The organism is Paucilactobacillus vaccinostercus DSM 20634 (assembly GCF_001436295.1).
In the GTDB taxonomy this organism is placed as follows: Bacteria; Bacillota; Bacilli; order Lactobacillales; family Lactobacillaceae; genus Paucilactobacillus; species Paucilactobacillus vaccinostercus.
Genome location: NZ_AYYY01000011.1, coordinates 1 through 19939, shown reverse-complemented (window position 1 = coordinate 19939; position 19939 = coordinate 1). Strand labels below are relative to the sequence as shown.

35 protein-coding genes are annotated in these 19939 nt (G+C 39.2%); 6 read left to right on the top strand and 29 right to left on the bottom strand.

Going from position 1 to position 19939, the window contains the following annotated elements; genetic code table 11:
* Positions 1-11 precede the first annotated feature (11 nt).
* The 26 genes from FC26_RS03160 to FC26_RS03040 all read right to left on the bottom strand — a co-directional run bounded on the left by FC26_RS03160 (position 12) and on the right by FC26_RS03040 (position 14573).
* A complete protein-coding gene (locus tag FC26_RS03160; RefSeq protein WP_057777765.1) occupies positions 12-479 on the bottom strand; it encodes a phage terminase small subunit P27 family in 468 nt (155 codons plus the stop codon).
* Between the two features lie 260 nt (positions 480-739).
* Positions 740-1240: an HNH endonuclease gene (locus FC26_RS03155; protein ID WP_057777764.1), complete on the bottom strand. Its 501-nt coding sequence runs from the start codon at positions 1238-1240 to the stop codon at positions 740-742.
* Between the two features lie 1010 nt (positions 1241-2250).
* Complete coding sequence (locus tag FC26_RS03150) at positions 2251-2679, bottom strand: ArpU family phage packaging/lysis transcriptional regulator (protein WP_057777763.1); 429 nt, start codon at positions 2677-2679, stop codon at positions 2251-2253.
* A 294-nt stretch (positions 2680-2973) separates the two neighbouring features.
* Positions 2974-3126: a hypothetical protein gene (locus FC26_RS12910; protein WP_164478248.1), complete on the bottom strand. Its 153-nt coding sequence runs from the start codon at positions 3124-3126 to the stop codon at positions 2974-2976.
* A gap of 190 nt (positions 3127-3316) precedes the next feature.
* The gene (locus tag FC26_RS03140) at positions 3317-3544 is read right to left on the bottom strand and encodes a hypothetical protein (RefSeq protein ID WP_057777761.1); all 228 of its coding nucleotides are present in this window, start codon (positions 3542-3544) and stop codon (positions 3317-3319) included.
* A gap of 37 nt (positions 3545-3581) precedes the next feature.
* Positions 3582-3821 carry a crAss001_48 related protein gene (locus FC26_RS03135; RefSeq protein WP_057777760.1) on the bottom strand — a complete coding sequence of 80 codons (240 nt, stop codon included), beginning with the start codon at positions 3819-3821 and terminating at the stop codon, positions 3582-3584.
* Positions 3818-4270 carry a DUF1642 domain-containing protein gene (locus FC26_RS12435; RefSeq protein WP_083483731.1) on the bottom strand — a complete coding sequence of 151 codons (453 nt, stop codon included), beginning with the start codon at positions 4268-4270 and terminating at the stop codon, positions 3818-3820. The genes FC26_RS03135 and FC26_RS12435 overlap by 4 nt, the downstream gene beginning before the upstream one ends.
* Positions 4271-4507 carry a hypothetical protein gene (locus FC26_RS03125; RefSeq protein ID WP_057777759.1) on the bottom strand — a complete coding sequence of 79 codons (237 nt, stop codon included), beginning with the start codon at positions 4505-4507 and terminating at the stop codon, positions 4271-4273.
* Positions 4507-4977, bottom strand: a complete 471-nt coding sequence (locus FC26_RS03120; RefSeq protein ID WP_057777758.1) for a hypothetical protein — start codon at positions 4975-4977, stop codon at positions 4507-4509. Before FC26_RS03120 ends, FC26_RS03125 begins: the two co-directional genes overlap by 1 nt.
* A gap of 2 nt (positions 4978-4979) precedes the next feature.
* Positions 4980-5231, bottom strand: a complete 252-nt coding sequence (locus FC26_RS03115) for a hypothetical protein (protein ID WP_057777757.1) — start codon at positions 5229-5231, stop codon at positions 4980-4982.
* 118 nt (positions 5232-5349) lie between these two features.
* Positions 5350-5649 (bottom strand): hypothetical protein, encoded by a 300-nt coding sequence (locus FC26_RS03110; protein WP_057777756.1) that lies wholly within the window; start codon positions 5647-5649, stop codon positions 5350-5352.
* Between the two features lie 3 nt (positions 5650-5652).
* Entirely contained in the window at positions 5653-6072 is a 420-nt protein-coding gene (locus FC26_RS03105) for a RusA family crossover junction endodeoxyribonuclease (protein WP_057777755.1), read from the bottom strand.
* The gene (locus FC26_RS03100) at positions 6065-6274 is read right to left on the bottom strand and encodes a hypothetical protein (protein ID WP_057777754.1); all 210 of its coding nucleotides are present in this window, start codon (positions 6272-6274) and stop codon (positions 6065-6067) included. The genes FC26_RS03105 and FC26_RS03100 overlap by 8 nt, the downstream gene beginning before the upstream one ends.
* Positions 6274-6684, bottom strand: a complete 411-nt coding sequence (locus FC26_RS03095; RefSeq protein ID WP_057777753.1) for a hypothetical protein — start codon at positions 6682-6684, stop codon at positions 6274-6276. The genes FC26_RS03100 and FC26_RS03095 overlap by 1 nt, the downstream gene beginning before the upstream one ends.
* Positions 6681-7937 carry a DnaB-like helicase C-terminal domain-containing protein gene (locus FC26_RS03090; RefSeq protein WP_057777752.1) on the bottom strand — a complete coding sequence of 419 codons (1257 nt, stop codon included), beginning with the start codon at positions 7935-7937 and terminating at the stop codon, positions 6681-6683. Before FC26_RS03090 ends, FC26_RS03095 begins: the two co-directional genes overlap by 4 nt.
* The gene (locus FC26_RS12670) at positions 7921-8673 is read right to left on the bottom strand and encodes a hypothetical protein (RefSeq protein WP_157061023.1); all 753 of its coding nucleotides are present in this window, start codon (positions 8671-8673) and stop codon (positions 7921-7923) included. The genes FC26_RS03090 and FC26_RS12670 overlap by 17 nt, the downstream gene beginning before the upstream one ends.
* A gap of 109 nt (positions 8674-8782) precedes the next feature.
* A complete protein-coding gene (locus tag FC26_RS12665; protein ID WP_157061022.1) occupies positions 8783-8965 on the bottom strand; it encodes a hypothetical protein in 183 nt (60 codons plus the stop codon).
* An 8-nt stretch (positions 8966-8973) separates the two neighbouring features.
* Positions 8974-9504 (bottom strand): DUF669 domain-containing protein, encoded by a 531-nt coding sequence (locus tag FC26_RS03080; protein ID WP_057777750.1) that lies wholly within the window; start codon positions 9502-9504, stop codon positions 8974-8976.
* Entirely contained in the window at positions 9504-10217 is a 714-nt protein-coding gene (locus FC26_RS03075) for an AAA family ATPase (RefSeq protein ID WP_057777749.1), read from the bottom strand. The genes FC26_RS03080 and FC26_RS03075 overlap by 1 nt, the downstream gene beginning before the upstream one ends.
* A 3-nt stretch (positions 10218-10220) precedes the next feature.
* On the bottom strand, positions 10221-10847 hold the full coding sequence (locus tag FC26_RS03070; RefSeq protein WP_057777748.1) for a DUF1351 domain-containing protein: 627 nt from the start codon (positions 10845-10847) through the stop codon (positions 10221-10223).
* A gap of 97 nt (positions 10848-10944) precedes the next feature.
* On the bottom strand, positions 10945-11472 hold the full coding sequence (locus FC26_RS03065; protein WP_057777747.1) for an AP2/ERF family transcription factor: 528 nt from the start codon (positions 11470-11472) through the stop codon (positions 10945-10947).
* Complete coding sequence (locus FC26_RS03060) at positions 11456-11650, bottom strand: hypothetical protein (protein ID WP_057777746.1); 195 nt, start codon at positions 11648-11650, stop codon at positions 11456-11458. Before FC26_RS03060 ends, FC26_RS03065 begins: the two co-directional genes overlap by 17 nt.
* Before the next feature lie 142 nt (positions 11651-11792).
* Complete coding sequence (locus FC26_RS03055; RefSeq protein ID WP_057777745.1) at positions 11793-12914, bottom strand: site-specific integrase; 1122 nt, start codon at positions 12912-12914, stop codon at positions 11793-11795.
* The gene (locus FC26_RS03050) at positions 12886-13623 is read right to left on the bottom strand and encodes an N-6 DNA methylase (RefSeq protein ID WP_057777744.1); all 738 of its coding nucleotides are present in this window, start codon (positions 13621-13623) and stop codon (positions 12886-12888) included. The genes FC26_RS03055 and FC26_RS03050 overlap by 29 nt, the downstream gene beginning before the upstream one ends.
* 2 nt (positions 13624-13625) lie before the next feature.
* Entirely contained in the window at positions 13626-14246 is a 621-nt protein-coding gene (locus tag FC26_RS03045) for a hypothetical protein (protein ID WP_057777743.1), read from the bottom strand.
* 117 nt (positions 14247-14363) lie between these two features.
* Entirely contained in the window at positions 14364-14573 is a 210-nt protein-coding gene (locus tag FC26_RS03040) for a hypothetical protein (RefSeq protein WP_057777742.1), read from the bottom strand.
* Between the two features lie 91 nt (positions 14574-14664).
* Between FC26_RS03040 and FC26_RS03035 the strand changes: the two genes are divergently transcribed.
* Complete coding sequence (locus FC26_RS03035; protein WP_057777741.1) at positions 14665-14994, top strand: hypothetical protein; 330 nt, start codon at positions 14665-14667, stop codon at positions 14992-14994.
* Positions 14995-15123: 129 nt separating this feature from the next.
* Here FC26_RS03035 and FC26_RS03030 read toward each other — a convergent pair whose 3' ends face one another.
* Together FC26_RS03030 and FC26_RS03025 are read right to left on the bottom strand one after the other, a co-directional pair.
* Positions 15124-15744, bottom strand: a complete 621-nt coding sequence (locus FC26_RS03030) for a BRO-N domain-containing protein (protein WP_057777740.1) — start codon at positions 15742-15744, stop codon at positions 15124-15126.
* Between the two features lie 16 nt (positions 15745-15760).
* A complete protein-coding gene (locus FC26_RS03025) occupies positions 15761-15976 on the bottom strand; it encodes a hypothetical protein (protein ID WP_057777739.1) in 216 nt (71 codons plus the stop codon).
* A 261-nt stretch (positions 15977-16237) separates the two neighbouring features.
* On the opposite strand from FC26_RS03025, the gene FC26_RS03020 reads away from it, so the two are divergent.
* The 4 genes from FC26_RS03020 (at position 16238) to FC26_RS03005 (ending at position 18668) form a co-directional block, all read left to right on the top strand.
* Positions 16238-16594: a helix-turn-helix domain-containing protein gene (locus FC26_RS03020; RefSeq protein ID WP_057777738.1), complete on the top strand. Its 357-nt coding sequence runs from the start codon at positions 16238-16240 to the stop codon at positions 16592-16594.
* Positions 16595-16607: 13 nt separating this feature from the next.
* On the top strand, positions 16608-17033 hold the full coding sequence (locus tag FC26_RS03015; RefSeq protein ID WP_057777737.1) for an ImmA/IrrE family metallo-endopeptidase: 426 nt from the start codon (positions 16608-16610) through the stop codon (positions 17031-17033).
* 69 nt (positions 17034-17102) lie between these two features.
* Positions 17103-17921 carry an HIRAN domain-containing protein gene (locus tag FC26_RS03010; protein ID WP_057777736.1) on the top strand — a complete coding sequence of 273 codons (819 nt, stop codon included), beginning with the start codon at positions 17103-17105 and terminating at the stop codon, positions 17919-17921.
* 57 nt (positions 17922-17978) lie between these two features.
* A complete protein-coding gene (locus tag FC26_RS03005; RefSeq protein WP_057777735.1) occupies positions 17979-18668 on the top strand; it encodes a hypothetical protein in 690 nt (229 codons plus the stop codon).
* Positions 18669-18678: 10 nt separating this feature from the next.
* Here the strand turns inward: FC26_RS03005 and FC26_RS03000 are convergent, their stop codons facing one another.
* On the bottom strand, positions 18679-19440 hold the full coding sequence (locus FC26_RS03000) for a hypothetical protein (protein ID WP_057777734.1): 762 nt from the start codon (positions 19438-19440) through the stop codon (positions 18679-18681).
* 199 nt (positions 19441-19639) lie between these two features.
* Between FC26_RS03000 and FC26_RS02995 the strand changes: the two genes are divergently transcribed.
* The gene (locus FC26_RS02995) at positions 19640-19888 is read left to right on the top strand and encodes an Arm DNA-binding domain-containing protein (RefSeq protein WP_057777733.1); all 249 of its coding nucleotides are present in this window, start codon (positions 19640-19642) and stop codon (positions 19886-19888) included.
* The last annotated feature ends 51 nt before the right edge of the window (positions 19889-19939 follow it).

Here is a 19939-nt window from a genome sequence, read left to right as displayed (position 1 = left end):
CACCCGTAAAATCAAATTTCTGAACCAAATTCTGCTTCCTCCAATGGACTATTGCTCTGCTTTTCAGGTGGTTCTTTAATTGTTATTTGGCGTAAACCAGAATCAAATGACAACCCCAGCGAAAAGCCTAACGATTTTAAATTTTTGATACACGAATCTAATTGAATAGCTTGCGGTGCACGCTTAATTGGATTTCCATCTCCATCTTTAAGCCAAACACCGTATTCTCCAATTGCATCTTCACATTCCAAGTAAAGATCGTATGTAGTGCAGTACATTTCTAAATTAGCCTGATCAATGTATTTCAAATATCCTGCTTTTTGAATTTCAGAATACAAATTTTTGTAGAGCGTTTTAGCAGCTACTGATAAATGATTCGGTGGGGTAACCTGGATAGGCTTTAACTCGTCACTATTTTGTTTTTTACCAATCTTGGTCACCTTATGACTCTTTATAATTTTAAAATCTTGCTTTTCCAATTAAATCACCTCCTTTTTCCAAAATTAGGTGCGATTTTAGGTACCCTTTTTAGACTGTAACCATTGATACTATGCGATTTCGTTTCCAATTTGGGATTTTTTCAAAATTGCTCGCGCAAAAGATGGACGGCTCATGTGTGAGCTTTCCCTCAAGCAACATAGGCCCCCCTCTTTTATATTTTAAAATCTTTTTAAGGTAGTTGACCATATTTTTTCAAAGACGCTTAAATCGCTTAATATGAGCTTTAAACTGCATCCTATTATTTCTCGTGCTTCATGATCCATGCTGTCACTTTGTCCCTGTCCCATTGCTTGCTAACATCAAGGTTTTCAATCAATGACTGTGACTGGTAGAGTTCATCTTCAAGTTGTCCCTTCCAGTAGTGGCATCGTTTGCAGATCACCCATAGGTTGTTGACCTCCAACTGCTTACGTCGATCCACACGTCTAGGTACAATATGATCTGTCACTAAGTAGCCTGGCTTGTCATAGGTATGACCACAGCATGCACATGTAAAGTAGGCTTGCTCTTTAAGCCATCTACTTAGCTTCTTCCATTGCTTTGACTGGTAGAATGTATTGGCTTCTTTGTCACGCTTATACCGATTGTATGATTGATAAGATGTGCGTCGCTTGTGCTTAGCAAGTCTGCTGTAAGTTCCATGATATAAGTTGGAGTGTTGGCTACAGTATGGATTGGACTGATCATAGGGTATCTCGTGATAGCAACCTGCTTTACGGCATATGCGTACTCTAGGCATCTTCATCGTCCTCAATGATGGCCAGTCGTGTGTTAATTATCATTAACCATTTCATTTGGCTGTCTCCTTATTCCACGTTTTAATTTCACGTTTTCTATGCAAACTAAAAGTGCCATGCTGTTTAGCACGACGCTCTCGTTCATATCTTCTGTCAATTCCAGCAATCACGTCACGCTCATACTGGCAACTGGCCAATCCATAATCTGTACGCTTAGCTTTTGATACCATATTGATCAGTCCTTTCTATGTAACCGTCAGCGCGCTTGACGGCTGTTGATGCAACTATAAAAAGCTAACAGTGCTGCACGCTTAATGTTTATTGTTATTCCGCTGCACGTTAGCTTTGTTATGTACAAAAAAAGCCGACCCGGAAGTCGACTTGGAAAATATTTTCCGCTCACTTATTTAACGACGCTGATTATGACGTCTCATATATATGTACGCAAGCTCTAAACCTCTAAGCTGCTTGCACCGTAGTCAACAAAAATAACGGGTCGATAGCCCGATTGACTTCACACTGTCAATTGCGACTTGCTTTTTGATACACCATTTTGCTCTATCGAAGCGCAGGTTATTAAGGGGACATGCGTTAGCCAAAAAAGATGTATTGAAAAGGCTAACTTCTTCATCATTGAGTGCCAATCTGCTTGTCGTCTCCGAAGATTTTTCCGTAGCTGTCAGAGCAGTCCCAACATCATCACAGTATCAATAGTTTAATGTCATTTCGGACAACCACCCGAGTAGGAGTCGAACCTACATACCATCGTTAAGAATTTCCAAATCCCACGTTCATTTGTTTTGAAAATTCCGGCTAGAACAAACGTGGGCTTGCTTCTAGTCCTCCGAAGGTAACGCCAGCATTCCGTAATCGGGTAATAAAGCTGATAACGGAGCTACCCGATTGACCTATTCCAATCTTTCCATGTTACTAATTTACACCCTTTTTTAAGACAAATAGTCCGATAATACTCCGATGTTTGTCCGACAAAACTCCGATAAAACTCCGATTTTTATTTGTATGCTTTAATATCATCGTACATAAATGCCTCCGAAAACTCCATTAATGCCTTGGGTTTAACGTGATTATAAAACTGTGATTTCTGGTACCCAATCGTCATATAGACCATTGTGTCACTCATTTTTTGCAGGTATAACATATCTAACACTTGCTCACTAGTAGCACTACAAGCATGGATTGCTTTGATGGACGCAACTATAATTTCATGAGCTGTAAGTCTCTGAACAATTCTGTCTTCCTGTGAATTGCCTCTACTAGGAGCTTTAGGCATGCCGTCCATTGAGGCTGCCTTTATTAATGATTCCCCAGCTATTCTTTCTAACCGAGGCAATTCATCTTTCAACAATCGTTTTACGTTTCTTTGCGTCTTCTCTTTGTCGATGTGGCTAGAAAAAATCGTTTGTTGTTCAAATAGTCCCAATTCTGACACCCCTTATATGATATAATTTAGTTGACATATAAATTATATTAATAAGAGGCATCATCTCCGCGTTCACCGTTTGGTGGGCGTTTTTTAGTGTCCATTTATAAAATTGATCACCCATGAAGTGTGAAACCAAGTCAGGTAGATGAATATTCCAATGCAGCCGATCACAATTCCATACCCAATAATGCCAATAATGGCCGTTCTAATCTTCTCCCACATGATCTACTCCAATCTCGTTAACCGTGAATCGATCTACGTTAATTAGATATTTTTTACCATCACTCATGATTATTCCTCCTCATAAAGAATAGTTAATGAATGTGTTAATTCGTAGTCGCCAGTTGAAATCTGCACAACCTTTTTGTCTTCTATGAATTTATTGACAATATTGTCGAAATTATTATCTTCGGTGCAAATAGTCCAAAACGTTTTAATCTTCATTTCTCTACCTCCAACAATTCCGGATTCTCGTGAATGCTGCCGACATATTCAACAAAAGCCGGCAAAATCATCTGCGTAAACTCAATCCCTTTACCCATGAGTTTCATCTGGTAATTGTCAGTTACAATCCATCTAGCATTCTTCGCCCATAAGACGTCGCCAACATTAATTCTTCTACCATTCCTATAATTCATTCGTCTTCACCTAGCTTTCTGCCACACATAGGGCAATTTTTTACTGAGAATGCGTGCAATGCATTAGTACTTACCAATTGACATTTGCTCAAATTAATAGCCATTGCATCAAAATCATCAATACCTTGAATTAATTTGCCACCCCATAGGCTCTCATTATCCATTCGACTCCCATCATAATGGCAAAACGGGCAATTAGCCTGTTTTTTCTCTAATTCTGTCATTCTTTCACCTCCACCCATTCATATCTTCTATCCCAATCTAGTCATCATAAGACTTTAAATCCTTGATTCGCTCATTGAGGTAATACTCATAATCTTCCATCGCGTTCAACTGCATACCGAGAAGTGTACATTGCTCATCTGAGACTGATGTTACATGGCCGACCGTATGGTATTCATTCGCCACCCTGTTATATAATTTTTTCAATCTTTCAATTTTTACTTTCAATTCGGAATTCTCAGTTTCTAGTTCTTTAATTACTTGTTTATTTGGTTTCATTCTTCAACCTCCGCTACCTCGTAACCGTCCAGCCATGCGCGAGCAAACTCATCGCTGTGAGCTTGAATCCAATCGCTTTCTTTGCATGAGGCTTGGTCCCAGTCAAGAGCACCATAGATTGCACCATAAATATTAATTTCGCCTTGATCAAGATCTGTTTCACCTCGCTTAACTTCCTCAATATACTTTGCAACCGAATAAGGAATTACTGGCAGCTTCTTATACGTTTTCTGAAAAATCTCGTCCTTAACTGGCCAGTGTTCACCTTCAACACCCGTTGCAATCCAATCGCCAATGAAGATTTGTATCGTTCCCTTTAGTGTTTCTAACTGATACATCGGCATTCCTTCACCGATTTGTTCGGGATCAATATCATATTTACCAATCATTTCATCTGAACCATCGAACTGTTCAAACTCGGTAGTTCCTGTCTTGATATATTTAGTCATTTAAATCACTCCCTTGCGATGTAACTGTTTCAGTCGTTCTTCTTCGTCACGACACGTTTGAGCCTTGCGCTCATCCTCGATACTAATGGCCGTTTTACGTCCCATGCGACGCTCATATTTTTCAGCATTAATGTGGCAGAACCCAATCGACCAAGCTAGATCATACATGCCGTGTTCCATCTTCCAGAACAGATCATGTCCGTCCTTGTCCTTGTAGTAATTTGGTCTAATTGCCATCACATACCCTCCAATTTCACATGTAGCTTTTTGCATTTGTATACAACAATTTCACGTGTTATCTGATTTTTCAATTTACTACTGTTTCTAAAATATTCGACTGTATCATCGAGCTTAAATCCGTTCTTGCTAAATGCTTGTATTACCCAATTAATGAATTTAATTTCATCTTTGCTAAACAATTCATTGAGCTGTTCATGAAGTACATGATCACTTATTACAACGTTGGGTTGTTTAGTTCCAATTGGTTCTTCATGTTCAGAAAATACAATATTTTGTTTTTGTGCTCGCTTACTAATTACTGTTTTGGTCATCCGCCGATGCATAACCGGATCACGATTTATTTGCAGCATAGTTTGCTTCAACGTCCAATGCTGTTCTTGTGCTTGCTTGAAATAAGCATCAATTCGATGGCCTTCTTCAACTGTCAGGGCAAATTGCCCTACCCATCTTCGATCTTCAACTTCCACATTTAGTCACCATCTTTCAACAAGTCAGTCTGGCCGTCTGCTTCTTTGTTTGCACTGTCTGTATCTAACTCCGTTTGATTAGGCGTAATCTTTAAAACAATGTTGTAATTAAGCAGATTTGCTAGTTCCCCAATATGACCGTCAAGCAACTCTGTCTCAACTTCAAAATTCACCTTAGTTACACCTTTTGGTGTTGGGTGTACATCAGCTAGCATAGCTGGCACTTCAATGCTGTTGTCTTTTAATTCTGTCATGATAAATTCCTCCAGTTTTGTTTTTGCTCTGTGGGCTGTTGTATTGACTGTCTCTACGAGACTGATTTTATTTCAGGCATAATTACCCTCGAATGATATTTCATGTTTGTTTTGCTAACTACTTGCTTTGCTTCTGACGCTTAGAATTGATCCTAAGCTGTTTCATTCTTTCAGATGCCGCTTGACGTTGTTCAGGCGTCATATGAGACACTCGTTTTGCATTAACTGATACCGTCCCGTTAATCGTTCCTTCAAGAACTGAAATACGCCCGCTTGGTTCAACTACCCGTTGAGTTGGTTCAACCCGTTTATCCCACTTATGATTATGTTCCGGTACATCTGAATAGTAGTGCCACTGTTTCAATTCCTTGTCATAGCTGATAATTGTTTCTTGTTCGTTACCTGGCGTTACTGCCATAAATCACACCTCAATTTCTTTAATCTCAATTTCTACTCGCGGAGATTCTGAATACATCTTTTGTGCTTTGATTACGCAAATTAAATTGTCATCTGTCCAAATTTCAGACTGTGATAAACCATCAAGAATACCCTTCACGTAGTTATCAGTATCCGGCTTGGTCGTCGGTAGTATCTTTCCTGCTATTTTCAGTGCACGATCTTTTTTGCTTGTCGACTTTTGAATGGGTCGATACACCTTGATTGTGACTGCTAATGGCTGATCAAGTTGTGTAGTTAGTTTCAGCCGTTCAACACACTGCTTAATCTTAGCCTTGTAATCTCGCGACGGTTTCGGGTCGTACGTCCTAACGAATCCGCCTTGTCGACTGAATCGCGGCCGTCCCTGTGCTACTGGTTCGCCCGGTATCGTTAGTTTAATCATTCGGCTTTTCCTTGTAGATTAGCAACGTGTATTCAGCTTCAACAAATTCTTCGTCCACGAACTGAATGTACTCTTTCTTGAATGTTGTTGATACATCGGTTCTATATCCCAATGAATTTAGGCACTCAATCTTAGCCGGCAATTCATTTGCACTAACACTGATTGCATCAATCAATTTCAGCCCTAATTCTTTCGGTGTCATCAGTCTCTCCACTCACCCTTCTGTTGTTCCTCATTCAATGATCGATATAGTTGCGCTAATTCGATTTGTATTTTTTCTTCATCGTTTTGTTTGCTGATATCACCGTCATATTTAGCCTTGAGAATCATCAAAAAATCATTCAAATCTTCCAAGTAACGCCACCGTTGTTTATGTTCCGATTCTGCTACCCAGATAGCTTCCCAGACGGTTTCAATTCGTCTTTGTTCATAATGATCCACGAACCTCTGAATCGTCTCAGATGACTTTGTATCCAGTGATTTCAGCATTTGTTTTTTCATACGGTTATAGTGTGCTGCACGGTTCAGATAGACTTTGACCGCACCAGATTCTGGATAACCGTAGTAGTTCATAATTTCTTTGTATTGGTTGTAATCCATATACGCCATCATGTTTGCTTGATCTCCTTGAACAACATTTCGGATCCATCGAAGTAAAAGTCGATCTTACCTAGATCGCCTTCCCGGTTCTTTTGAATCAGCAGTTGTTCAGCACTGACGTTGTCGGCATAAGGTTTGTGCAGGAACGCAACCACATTGCTATCCTGTTCAATCGAACCGGAATCACGTAGATCACTTAGCAATGGTGTCTTGTTGTTGCGCGACTCAATTCCACGGCTGAGTTGAGCAAGTGCCACGATCGGAATGTGTAGATCATTCGTGAGCATCTTCAACTCACGTGTCACTTTCTCCAGCTTTGGTCGTTGTTCATCAATTCCTTGTACCGAAATCAAACCGATATAGTCTACAATTGCCAGATACTTATTGGTCTTGCACTTAGCGGCGTTCTTTTTGATCGTCTGCACAATCTGATCAAGCATTGGTGTGGTGTCGTATACATTGAGTTTATGATCCTTCAACCACTTGATTGCGGAACGAACCACACTCTTCTGAATGTCACTCAATGAACTGGCCGGGTCTCGTAATGACTGTGACATGATGCCAGTATGTCGTGAGATGAACCGATTAAGCATTTCAGCCTTACCCATTTCCAGTGTGAAGTAATCGACCTCTAGTTTTGAATCCTGCTGCAATGCTTCGTAGGCTAGGTTGACGCTGAATGCCGTTTTACCAACGCTAGGCCGAGCACCAATGGTGAACAGCATTGAGCCATACAATCCACCACCCACAATGTCGTCTAACAGATCAAATGTCTTGATTCCTTTTTCCACCTGGTGGTTCAGCCGGTAGTCCAATTGATTCATCGCATCGTCAAGACTTCCGTCCGCGGTTGTATCCTCTGTGTTGATCAAGTTGTTCAGCGATTCGTACAGTGCTTCTGCGTTGTCCGACACTGGCAATCGTTGATACTCACTGGCGGCCTCTTTCACTTTTCGAGTCAGTGCTTGTTTGCGAAGTTCACTCACAATCTGCGGCAACGTGTGTCCAGTGACAAACAGGCGGTTCAAGGAGCTTAGGTCGTCATAGTTCAATCCAAACTGCGGATTCAGGTATGACGCCTTGCCCCAGATGTTCAGCAAGCTGTAATGCTCAGCGTCTAATTCGTTGATGGCCTCGACCACACTTCGATAGTTATGATCCACAAACCATTCCGTGTTGATGTTCACTGTATCTAGTAGTTGTGGTTCATGAAGTAATACCGTTATAACCTGTCGTTCAATTTCCTCGCTATTGATTTTCTTCACCTTCAAACTCTTTTGGATGTTCAGCAAGATACTTACGGTCAAACTCTTCACGCTGACGTCGTGCTTTTTCTTTAACTTGATCCGCTGACAGATGCACACCATCATCCTGTGGTTCAGATGTGTCTACCGGTATTTCAGTCTGGTATTCGTCTTCCCAGCCTTTCTGGTTGAACCACGTACCACCTTGACGGATATATTGCTTATCACGTCCCTCGCTAGCAACCAGTTTTCGATAAGCAACTATGCCATCTTGTATTGCTTTGTTTGTAGCTCCATTCTTGATGGCACGTTTGTATGCTTTTCTCGCAACGTCCTTGCCTTCTTTTCGTGGATACAATTTCCAAAGCAATTCAAAATTCTGTTCGACTTTTGACGCACCATCATTGCCAGATGATGTAGTTTTATTATTAGTATTATTAATATTATTATCTGTGGACAATTGATGGACAGTTGATGGACGAGAGCTGGACAACTGTTGGTCATTTGTTTGATACTCATCCCAGTTAGTTATTGTTATGACGCTGTATTTGGGGTTCGAAGTGATGGACAACATTTGCTCTGTTTCAAATTTATGAAGCCATCTCCATAACGTACGCCCGACAACTTGATGGACACGTGGGACACCATCGTTGAACTCAGATGCTAATGCGTCGCGTCCTGTGATGAATTGACCCCTGGACACTGATATTTCTTTTCCATTAAATAAAACCTTTGTATCTTTAAAATTTGCCTTCATTAGACATAACGACCAAAGCTTATACTGATCTGAGTTTGTCCAGATGAAGGACTTTCTTATTCTTTTATGGAGACTTATCCAACCCCCACCCGACATCTAATCACCCCAATCAGAACGGTAACTGATCAAGTGCCATGTTTTCTTTCCATAGCTCGATCTTGCGTTTGAATTCTTTTTTAATTTCTTGGTACTCGGCTTCCGTAATTGGATAGCCTTTGTTCAGCAGATCAATTGGCATATTTAGTTCACGCTCCAGTCGCTTCTTGACTTGTCTGTAAGTTAGTTTTTCCATGCGATCACCTAAAAGGGAAGCGAATCATCTGAAATATCAATTGCTTGACCATTCATTCCAGCTTGCGCATTAGCAGCGGCCTTATTAATTTCATCTGATTTGAATTTATGTGCCACATTTGGAAACTTTGATACTTCCCACTTTTTAACATTCAAATTCTGATACGTTTTACCCTGGTATTCGGATTCTTCATTTTTTACGGTAATCAAAATTGGACGGTGATAAAGCTTAGCAAAGTAGTCTTCTGGAAAGCTTTCGAAATGGAATTTGTCTGGTAATCCAGATGCTTTTGCAAGACTCATCAACATGCCCTTTGGGTACTTTCCAGTATCTTTCTTAACGAAAATACGTCGGAAAACATGGTGACCCTTGAACTTCTGGTCGCTGATATCATTGCGAATAATCATGTCAATGTTCATAAATTGAGCACCGCTCTTTGTTGCGTCCTCTTTAAGCCCACCGATAACCGCCTCGTACGTTCCGTCGTCCGGTGTAGTGAAATCTGTTGCTTCTGAGTAATCTAAATCAAATCCTGACATTATTTAGTTCCTTCTTTCTTTTCTACTTTAGGTTCTGGCTTTTTACCGAAATCAAATAATTCTTCAATCGGTGTTAGTTTACGATTATCAAGGCGGTTCTTTGCGAAAATAGAATCGTCACCCTGTAGGATCACGCCACGGCCATTAGTCTTAGGATTAACAACTACACGCCCAACAACGTCAGCCATTCCTAGTAGGCCGTCACGTACGCTCTTGCGAATCTGTGGTGCATACTGGCTAAATGTTTGACCCGTTTCAGTTGTCACATCGTTCTGTGTCTCCCAAGCGGTCGTTAGAATGTTGATGTCTTTCAATGAATAGGTTGTGATCATGATTCGTGCAAAGTAGTTAGTCCATTGACTGTAATCTTGCAATTCATTGCTGATTCCGTTGTGCGACTTGCGTCCCTTTTCAACAAACCAATCTTTCTCAAGCGATGAGATATTGTCGATCACTAGATTGTCATATTGTTTGGCTAACTCTGGCGCCTGTTTCAGAAACTCAACTAGTTCTTCTTCTGGCTTCGATCGGTCAAATTCGATCACATCGATGTCTAAGCCCTCAAGTACCTTTGCTGAATTATCTAAATCCAGCACTAACGTTTTGCCCTTTAAATACTTGATCGATGATGTTTTGCCAATTCCGGGCTTTGAGTAGATGATTACTCGCCAACTCTTATTTCGTTTGATATTTTTTGCGTTTGTAATTTCCACTGATTACACCTTCAATTTTTCATATGGCACTTCTGCAGCATTAAGATCACTTAGCAACGTCTCTAATTGCTCATTGGTTACATAGACAGTCAGCAAGTGTTTCTGTACCATCTCACCGTCGTCACTCACTAATGAACCGTTAACACGATTGATGCCATCAGGTAGCACGCCCTTGCCATACTTGACCATCAAAGACAATTCCTCTGCAATCTGACGTTTGAGTTCCAAATCACCAATTGACTTGTTAGCCCAGTTTGGTTTGATATCGACCTGATACGGGTCAATTTGGTAGCTGAACGCCATATCAGCAATTAAGGCTTTCAAGCGATCAATACGTTGTTGACGTTCTTCTGATTCGATTGCCTTAATCTGATCGTCAATCGGCTTCACAACCGCATCAATCATTGAAATCAGCTCTTTAGCTTGGTCTTCCATTGGCTTCGTTGCATCAACATACGGGCTTTTCAATTCTTTCTTGCGATCGTTGACTTGCTTAGCTAAATTACGCAAACTAGCTCGTGTTTTCTTGCCGTTCTTAACGCCTGAAATGATAAGTGATTTGTATGGTACTAATTCATTTTCTAGGTTCCTTTTGGTTTCTGTGAAACCATCGAATACTACTGGTGTCATTCGTTCTCCTCCCTCACATATGGTCCAAAGTATTGATTCTCTGGATTCAAGTCATCCTGTTGTTCAGTAGCAGCGTCCCAGTTAATATCTGGGTTCATTAATAGCCCTCCTTGAAATATCGCTCTGTGCTTAATGGTTCTCGACCGTTGGCAATCAAAACTGGATCGAATAATCGTTTTGCTTCCGTAATATAAGCCGCAGCAGCTTCCTGTTCAGTTGAAAAAGTTCCCAAATGTCTTTTATGCTGCTGAAACTTTATACAAGCAGTCCACATGCCAGAGGATTTATGAAAAGAGACACCTTTGTATTTTGACGAATGCTGGGATACCCTCATGGATAACTGTTTTAACCGTGTGCCATCAACGGAATCCTGATTCATTTTTTCTAATGACATTTTCCTGAATTTTGAATTGGGATTCATCGCCCTATCCCGAGCCTTTTTTCGTCTCGAACAACCGCAACTCACGGTTTCACCGGTTCTTAACTTCCATCCGTTAACTATCCTACTGGTTCCACAATCACACTGACATTTCCAAAAAGTCCCATTAGCCGGCCAATTAGTTTCTCGTCCTACGACAACAAGCTTTCCAAATCGTTTACCTGTTAAATCAATAACCTTCGACATACTTCCACCCCATTAAGCGGTTGAATTCTGCTGTCATCTCTTCGCGATTCTTGAATGCTTGAGCACAGTTCTTGTACTCCATTGATTCAGGATCATCGCCAACCCATAACGTGTCAGTCAACAAGTGGTCATGTGCATAAATGCGACGTTTCATTTCACGTGCTTTAACTAATTCCATTGCTCTATTTTCCTTTCCGTGATAAGATTCGTTTGAAAATATTTTTGATTAGCCGATATGGGGTGCGACCCGTATCGGTCTTTTTGTATAAACAATTAGTTGTGATTAGGTAGTTGTTTTTAGTGATCATTCATCGTCCCTCCTAGCTCATTAATGATGAAATCTTCAATTTGTCTTGTGCCTGACGTTCAGCCATCAAATGACCATAAACTTGCTGAATCATGGTTGTGTCACTATGACCAACTTGGCGTGCAATTGTTTCAGCACTAACTCCTTCATTGAGCAGATACGAGATATACGTATGTCGAATTTTGTGAATAGACAAATTCTTATTGATTCCGTATTGCTTCTGTTTGCGTCTGAAATATGAGTTCATCGTGTCGTTATAGAAATACGTGTTAGGTTCGACGCCAATAGGTAATTTGCTTTCACCAAAGTTTTTTAGCTTCCAGATATGAAAGTCATTAATCATCTTTTCAAGTGTTGCATCGATGAACACCGTTCGAATTGAACTCGTGTTTTTCGTCTTAGCAAATCCCGTGTTGTCCTTGTAATCCCACGTTTTATCAATTTTGAGTTCGCCGTTGCTTACGTCCTCAAATGTGATTCCGATAGCTTCTGCAAACCGGCAACCCGTGTGTAACAGGATCATGAGCACCATAAGCTTTGTTTGTTCACTGATTGAAGTATTACCTTTACGCCTAATGAAATGACTAGGATCAGTTGGCGGAACGATCGCGGGTTCTTTGAGTTTCTCCTGCAATTCAATTTCAATCTGCAATTTGAATTTGCGGTATTCCGTGGCATCGAGTGTTTTAACTTCGTTTTTCACTTCACTCTTTTTCTGCTGTGACCAAGTATCTTCGACGGTGTGTACCTTGATTTGTGAAATCGAAATACCATCGATGAACTGATCGTCAGTGGCTGATCGCAGTGAAGCAATTACGTGATTCTTAAACTCTAGTGTCGTTGCATGTTGATGCGTTTGACCATAGCCGTCTAGTAATGCTTGAAGTGTGTGTCTATTTTTCTCGAAATCTTTAAGCTTCGCATTGGGCGCTACTATCCAAATTGACTTCGCATTTGAGTAGTATTTCCTGATCGTTACCGGTCGAATATGTCCCACTTTGTATTTCTTCGTCCACCAGCAGAAGTAATCCCAGAACGCCATTTCACGAGCTTCATCTCTAGTCATGTGATGGTAGTTTAGATTCTCTGTGTAGCCTTCAAGTTCGTTAGCTGGTCGCATTGGAACTTCGGTCAAATATCTCACCCCATTTCCGTTTCAACATCATGTTTCGATCAACGTTTTCTGCCCATTTTTGTGAGTTAGACTCAACATGATCTGGATATGGTTCACCAGTCCATTTGTGAATATTGAATTCATGCTTCACCGTTTGATTGCGTGGCATGATGTTAATATTGCTGAACCCAATTGGACTATCGTCATCGTTTTGCAGGTAGAACACTCCGCGGCACGTTCGCTCTAATGAATCTCCGTGAAACACGATTGCGTTCATCCCTCTAATTGCAATATTGAACAGTAGAAACGGAATAGCTCGGTCGCTCAGTTCTTCAACGAAATACTCATGTTCGTGTGGCATGTATGTGAGTGGCGTTTCTTTCAGACAGTCCTCATACCAGCGCGTAATTAGTAACCCACCCGTTCCAGCTGCAGTTTCGAAGTATGAATGCTGATCTTTCTTATCTAACGTAGCAAGACAATTCATGAGCTGTGTTACTTCCATCGGGGTGAAGTCCTGTTTATTGGTTTTTCGTTCTGCTTGTTCTTCCTGAAAATATTGGTGAAACCAGTCGAAGCTCATATCCGTGGACAATTCCAAAAAGTCTTGAAATACTCTTAAACGTTCTTTTGGATCAAATAGAATCTCCATTAGTCGATCCGGTGCTTTGAATGATTCTTTGATTCCTAAAATTTTGTTCACATTTTTTAATGTGAAATCAGTTTCCATAATTACCACCTCTTAAATGTTTGTTTTAACCACTTTTTCTTAAAATCTAGCCATATTTCAATACCTGGATCAGACGCACCCCGACGTGTGGGCTTAGGCAATTTATTCTGTTTGCGTAACTTGGTAAGTCGATGTTCAACACCTGAACGTGCTCGTACGAGTTCATGAGCAAGCCATGCTGTATTAACGCAGATGCCATTTTTATCTAACTGAATATTTTCCAGAATGAATTGGTCTTCCGCTGCTGACCAGCGTTTACAAACCGGTGCAACTCGTCCTTGATCGACTAATTTGATTCGTAAAAATTCAATTCCTTTTTTCGTACGTTCCATTTGGTCAGCAACCTCAATCGTCGTTCTGCCTGCATTAAGCATTGTAGCAATTGTTTTAATTTCTCTTTCGGTATACGGCCGTTGATAAGCGTCATGATATTCAGTTGGTTTAAATTGTGGTAGTTGCCCATTTCGTCGCATTTCATAAATTCGGCGTCGCATAGTTGTTAACGTGATCCCAAATGAGTCAGCACACTCGTCTAAGTTCAAGCACTCATTCGTAAATGGATCAGTGATCATGATTCGTTTGAGCTTAGCAATATTTGCGTCGTTCCAAGTGTTTTCGATCATCACAATCACTCCTTAATCAAACAGATCACCCTTACTTGCGTGCCAACCAATGAACCCACCAATCAAAGCAACTACGATTACAAATCCAATCTGTGCTGCCATATTTATCACTCCTTTCTACGCTCCAACTTCACACAACCATTTGTATACTTTCGGACGTACAAACACTGTGTCTCGGCCTTCTAACTTAATCATTGCGTTGCTTAAGCCCATTTGATCAATGTAAAAATCAATCACATTACCTTTACGACCTAAGTATTCGTTTAGCTCCGTTCTGTTCATGATCATCGGAAATTGATCATCTGGTCTACGTTCGCTTGCTGCCATGTGATTCACTTCCTTTACTGTAATTTGCCGCTTCCTGTGCTGCTTGTTGCGATATACTTAACTCACTTATAGGAAAGTGAGGTGATATTTTGTGACAACTGAAGAAAAAATTTTAAAAATCATTGTGGAATCATCACCAAAATTCAGTGATTTAGCGGACAAAATGGACATGAATGAAAAAGATCTTTACTCTTATCTATATCCATTACTTAAACAAAAATACGTTAAATATGCAGGATACCCCATTGTCGAATCTCAATTGTTTCCCACCGTCACCGCTAAGGAACGAATTGAATCCATAGCGTTACGCCAGCAATCTAGCCTCCACAAAGAATTAAGAACAAACTTGTTATATCCAACCATCACTGCAATATTAGGAGCAGGTATAGGCTCTCTCACTACCTATCTCCTCATGAAATAAATAACGACCAGGCTTCCAAACATTCCTCCCATAGTTCCACAAATAAATCCAAGCCCAATTTTCTTAATAGTTGCGGCTTTTTGTTTACCTTTAAGCTTCATATCGCACCTTCTTTCTGCGGTTAGGCCGCTATGCTGTTGCTTGCTGGTCTAATCCGTCATAGATTACCTTGCTCACCGATAAATTTAGATGATACTTATCCTGCAAAGCCATCAAGCTAACAGTGTCTTCCAAAATTGGCTCACGTTCCGTTAGCATTTGCGGTGTCATTTCACTTTTCTTAACCATCTTTTGATAACCAAATTTAGTTGATACCGCCTTGTTAGCAATCGTGTTGGCTTTCATGAAGTCCATTCGTACTGGGTGTGATAGTGATTGGCAAAGTTGGTTCATTGTCTTACGCTGATGTTCCTTATCAAGCGTTCGGAAAATCTCAAAGCCTTGCAGTCCTGATTGTTCACGCAACTGCTTGATGACGCTGAATACCCATTCTTGAAATTCTTCTGCCTCTTTTTTATGGCTTCCAAAGATCGCTTTGTAAATTCCGAATTCTGTCAAAACAAGTGATTTACGTCTCTGACCCTGGACTTGCAAATTGACAGTCCAGATATATTTTTCTGGAATTCGTTTAGTCATTTGCTTTGTATCTGAGTAATCCAGCGCATCGGAAACATCTTTAGCAACTGCAACCCATTCGTTATTAACTTCAACAAATCGAATTGGATGTCCATTCCATAGTTCTGTTTTCATTTGCTACGCCTCCTTTTTAAATTCCGTATTTTTCATGCAAGTATTCGTAAATTTCTGTTACTAATGATTCGGCACCCTTAGTAGTCATCCGCTTGTTCAATGAGAGATTCACGAATGTGGTCGATCTTCCAAAATGTTCAGCAAGTGATCCTTGTGTTTCTAAGTCACGATGATTAGTAAGCCATGACTTAATCGCTTCTGCCTTGTTGTTTGTTTCCATATGAATAAACATGTGTGGCCTCCTTTTCTTTATTTTTATTAAGAAAGTTGTTGTAATTCTCTACAACATATCTTAGAATGTAGACATAACGAAATAAGCCAACAAATCCTTATCTATCGCCCGTCAAGATGATTTATAAGTGGTTTTTAGTTTGGTCAATTTCTTAATAACTTTTCTTAACAAAGACTATTCTACAACATGTTTTAGAATATAGCAACTAAAATTCTATAACTTCTCTTAGATTGTCTTTGATGATATCGGAGGAACACTGAAATGACGCTGTTTGATAGAATCAAAGAAACTGCCCAAAAACGTGGTTACTCTATTGCGGAAGTCGAACGCAAGGCAGGAGTTAGTACCAATTACATGTACCAATGGAAGAAACGAAAACCCAATCCAGAAACACTTGAATCGGTTGCGAAAGTTTTGAATGTTTCCGTTGAATATTTACTGGGCAGAAACGACACACCAGAATGGGCTACCGAAAAAGATACCCATGATTTGCAGAAATTTCTTGAACAAAACGAAGGGTCAATGACCTATGGTGGTGAGAAGCTTACCGAAGAAGATAAGGAAAAACTAAAAATTGCAATGACACAAATATTCTGGCGTCGTCATAAACACAACTAGAGGCTCTTATTCTATGAAAAAAGAAGACATTATTCGTACAACTAAGTTAATAGTAGATCGTTACCAAACGGCTAATCCTTTCCTTCTAGCTGAAAAATTGAATGTTGAAGTAGATTGGATGCCACTGGGTAATTTTCCATTAGGTAAGACTATTTACGATAATTCAGCGCCACTCATTGTCCTCAATGAAAGAATAAAAAATAAACCTATCCAGTATTTCACTTTGTCCCATGAATTGGGTCATGTAATTTTACAAGAAGGTTTAGTAGGATACTACGTTGGCGTTCGATTTGGTCATGCTAAGTTAGAAAATGAAGCTAATGAATTTGCCGTTTCACTTTTAGGACAACTATATATTGAAGAAAATTGCAGAATTCCTAATAACTATTTCGAACTAGTTGGCTCTTATGGACTACCAGCTGACAATATAATCTATTAATATTACGTCCAAACGTGATCGATGCTAAAAGCTATCAATGTAAAAAGCTATCAATATGGGGGAATTAATGTGTCTAAGTGTGAAATATGTGGTAATAAAATTGGTTTATTCTCTGAAAAGTTTAAAACAAGTGATAAAAAAATCATCTGTCAATCATGTACTAGCAACGTAGACCCCGTTCTGCTTTGGGCTGAATCAACCTCGGCAAAAGATGTTGCTAATTTTATGGATAACTCAATCGGTGATAATTACTTACACAGTATAGGAGAAGAAAGCCCTTCCGATATGAGAAGAAAAAAAGAGGCACAAGAAAAAATTGAGCGTGAAAAAATAGCCGAGGAAGAAACAGAACACGCTCGAAATTTAGCAATGGCAAAAGAAATAATAAAGCATGCTAAAAGCCAAAAAATATCTCATTTTAAAGTTCACGGAATCGCCTATCATGAATTATCAAAAATGGTTAACTACGCTAGAAAAAATGATATGTTTGATCCATATGATGGATATTCTGCATCTGAAATAAAAGAATACTCCCCATACGAGAAAGTATTTGAAACAGACTTATCTAGAATCATAAGTTCAATAGAATTTGTCCCTGAACCTGAAAACGAATATGACAGTAATGCTATTAAAATACTAGCTACTCTTGATAATAAAAAATACATGATAGGCTATGTTCCAGCAAAAAAAACAAAAGAAATTGCTGATATTTTGGAAAAACATAATAATAAAGAAATTTCTTTAAGAATAGAATATGACTTAACAGGTGGAAAATTTAAAATAGCTGATGATGATGAAAATGATTTTTCAGATGATCCAAAATTAAAAATCCATACCGGTAAAAGTGAGTATGGATTTAATATAAGATTATTTGATAATAATATATAACGCCACGTCCACATTCCGATGACGCTAAAAGCTGAAATTCAAAAGGAGAGTAACTTTATGGCAACTTCAATATCTATTAGAAAAATCAATGAATTTTCAATTCCTGAAGGCAAAACAGAAGTTAAAAAAGCTAAAGTTCCGCTGGGAAGTATCATTAAAAGTGCTAACACCTTAAATATTTCTGGGCTTACTTTTGATGTATTTGACTGTACTTATTCAAAGGACATATCAGACGATATTACTGTTTTTATTCGTGAATTAGAAGACTACAAAGAATTGGATACCTACAAAAAACAATTTTCATTTAAAATGTACTACAGCGAATCAAAAAAACTATTGTTTTCAAGCTCTACTACTCCTATTACAAAAGCGTTCTTAAAGGCCTTATCAAACACAGATGGAGTTGATCTTGGTTTCGATTCCATCCACTTCGATTTAGACGATATCTCAAATATGTTTGGTCAGACAAAGGGGGTCCGTTTTAGCAGTACTGATCAAGGAGTAAATAGCAAATCGTTAAGTGGCTATCAAGTAGATATTAATCCTGAAGCCCTTACGGCTCTTGAAAATGATGATGCAACACAAATTATCGGTGCTATGGACATTGGACAACAATCATACACAATTATGTTAACTCAATCCGGAACGATTATGTCCTTTAGTAAATTAATTGGATATGAAAAATTCGAAATTCCCATGCTATCTTTTGCAATCGATGTACTAAAAAAGATCAACTACTTAAAATAAATAGTTGATCTTAATACACTGAGGTTAACGGAATATATTGTTTTATAATTTTGTCTATTAAATCAGGGTCTTGAGCCGAAGCAGCTATTCTATTCTTAGTTATTTCAACATTTAAGCCGTTCTCATTAAACTTCAAACAAACATCATCAAGATGCTTAGCTTTGATTGGTTTTAAAGTTAAACGGTAAAAAGGGTTTAATCCCGTCTCTTTCATATCAATAACTATATTATAGCGTTTTTTCTGAGTTGCTAACCCATTAATAAACTCATCTCTAAATTTTTTAAAATCTGACCAACTGTTTTTTACAGTTCGACTTGAAATTTGATAGTCAAGCTTTACATTAATAACATTAAGTTCTTCGCAAGGGTCTATGCTAATACTCAGGTAAAAATTCAGGCCATTACAAGTTTTCAAACCTGTTTTGTAATAATTCGACGTAATCTCCCTTGAAACGCCTTGTTGAAATGTAAACTTACACGTCTTCATGGCATTTGAGACTCGTTGTTGCAATTCCGCATAGCTTTTTTGTTCATCTGTATACACGAAGAAACTGCTGCTAAATGCAACTGTATTGTTTTTGGCCCAAGAGCGCAGCTTGTTCCAAGTTACGTATATCCAATCAAATTCACTATACATTGCAATTATCACAGGTGCCAGTGAGGTTAAGCTCATCCAATTAATTACAATATTGTTTGCCACAGCATTATAAATGTTTATAACCGTCATGATTGAAGTTAGGGATATTAGCACGAATATAAAGATTTTTTTCATGTTTAATCTGCACCTCCCTATCACTAGGCGTATTTTAACACACCTAACTCTGTTATCAAACTTTTAAGTTAAAAGCCATATCCCCTAAACTTTGGACGGCTTAAGGATATGGCTAAACGATAGAAAACACTATTACTAGTGGTCTCTTTGTGTACTCTATTTTAGCACACGGGGACGAAGCTAAAAAGGAGAAATAATTATGGCAAGTTATGAAAAACGTGGCAAGAAAACACGTGTTGTTGTATCTGTCACGGAAGGAACAGTTAGAAAGAAAGTTAGCCGAACGTTTGCAACCAAGAAAGAAGCTCAAAAGTGGGCTGTGAAGATGGAAGCTGAACGCAATGATGGCGTTAGTATTGCTGGGTCATCAATGACGTATGCCGAATATTATGAACAATGGGTTAAGGATTATAAGTATGGCAACCTTAAACCAACAACGGAACTGTAAATAGCAGCGGTAAAATGCAGGAAAAAGGCAATTAAGAATTGTCGGTTTTCC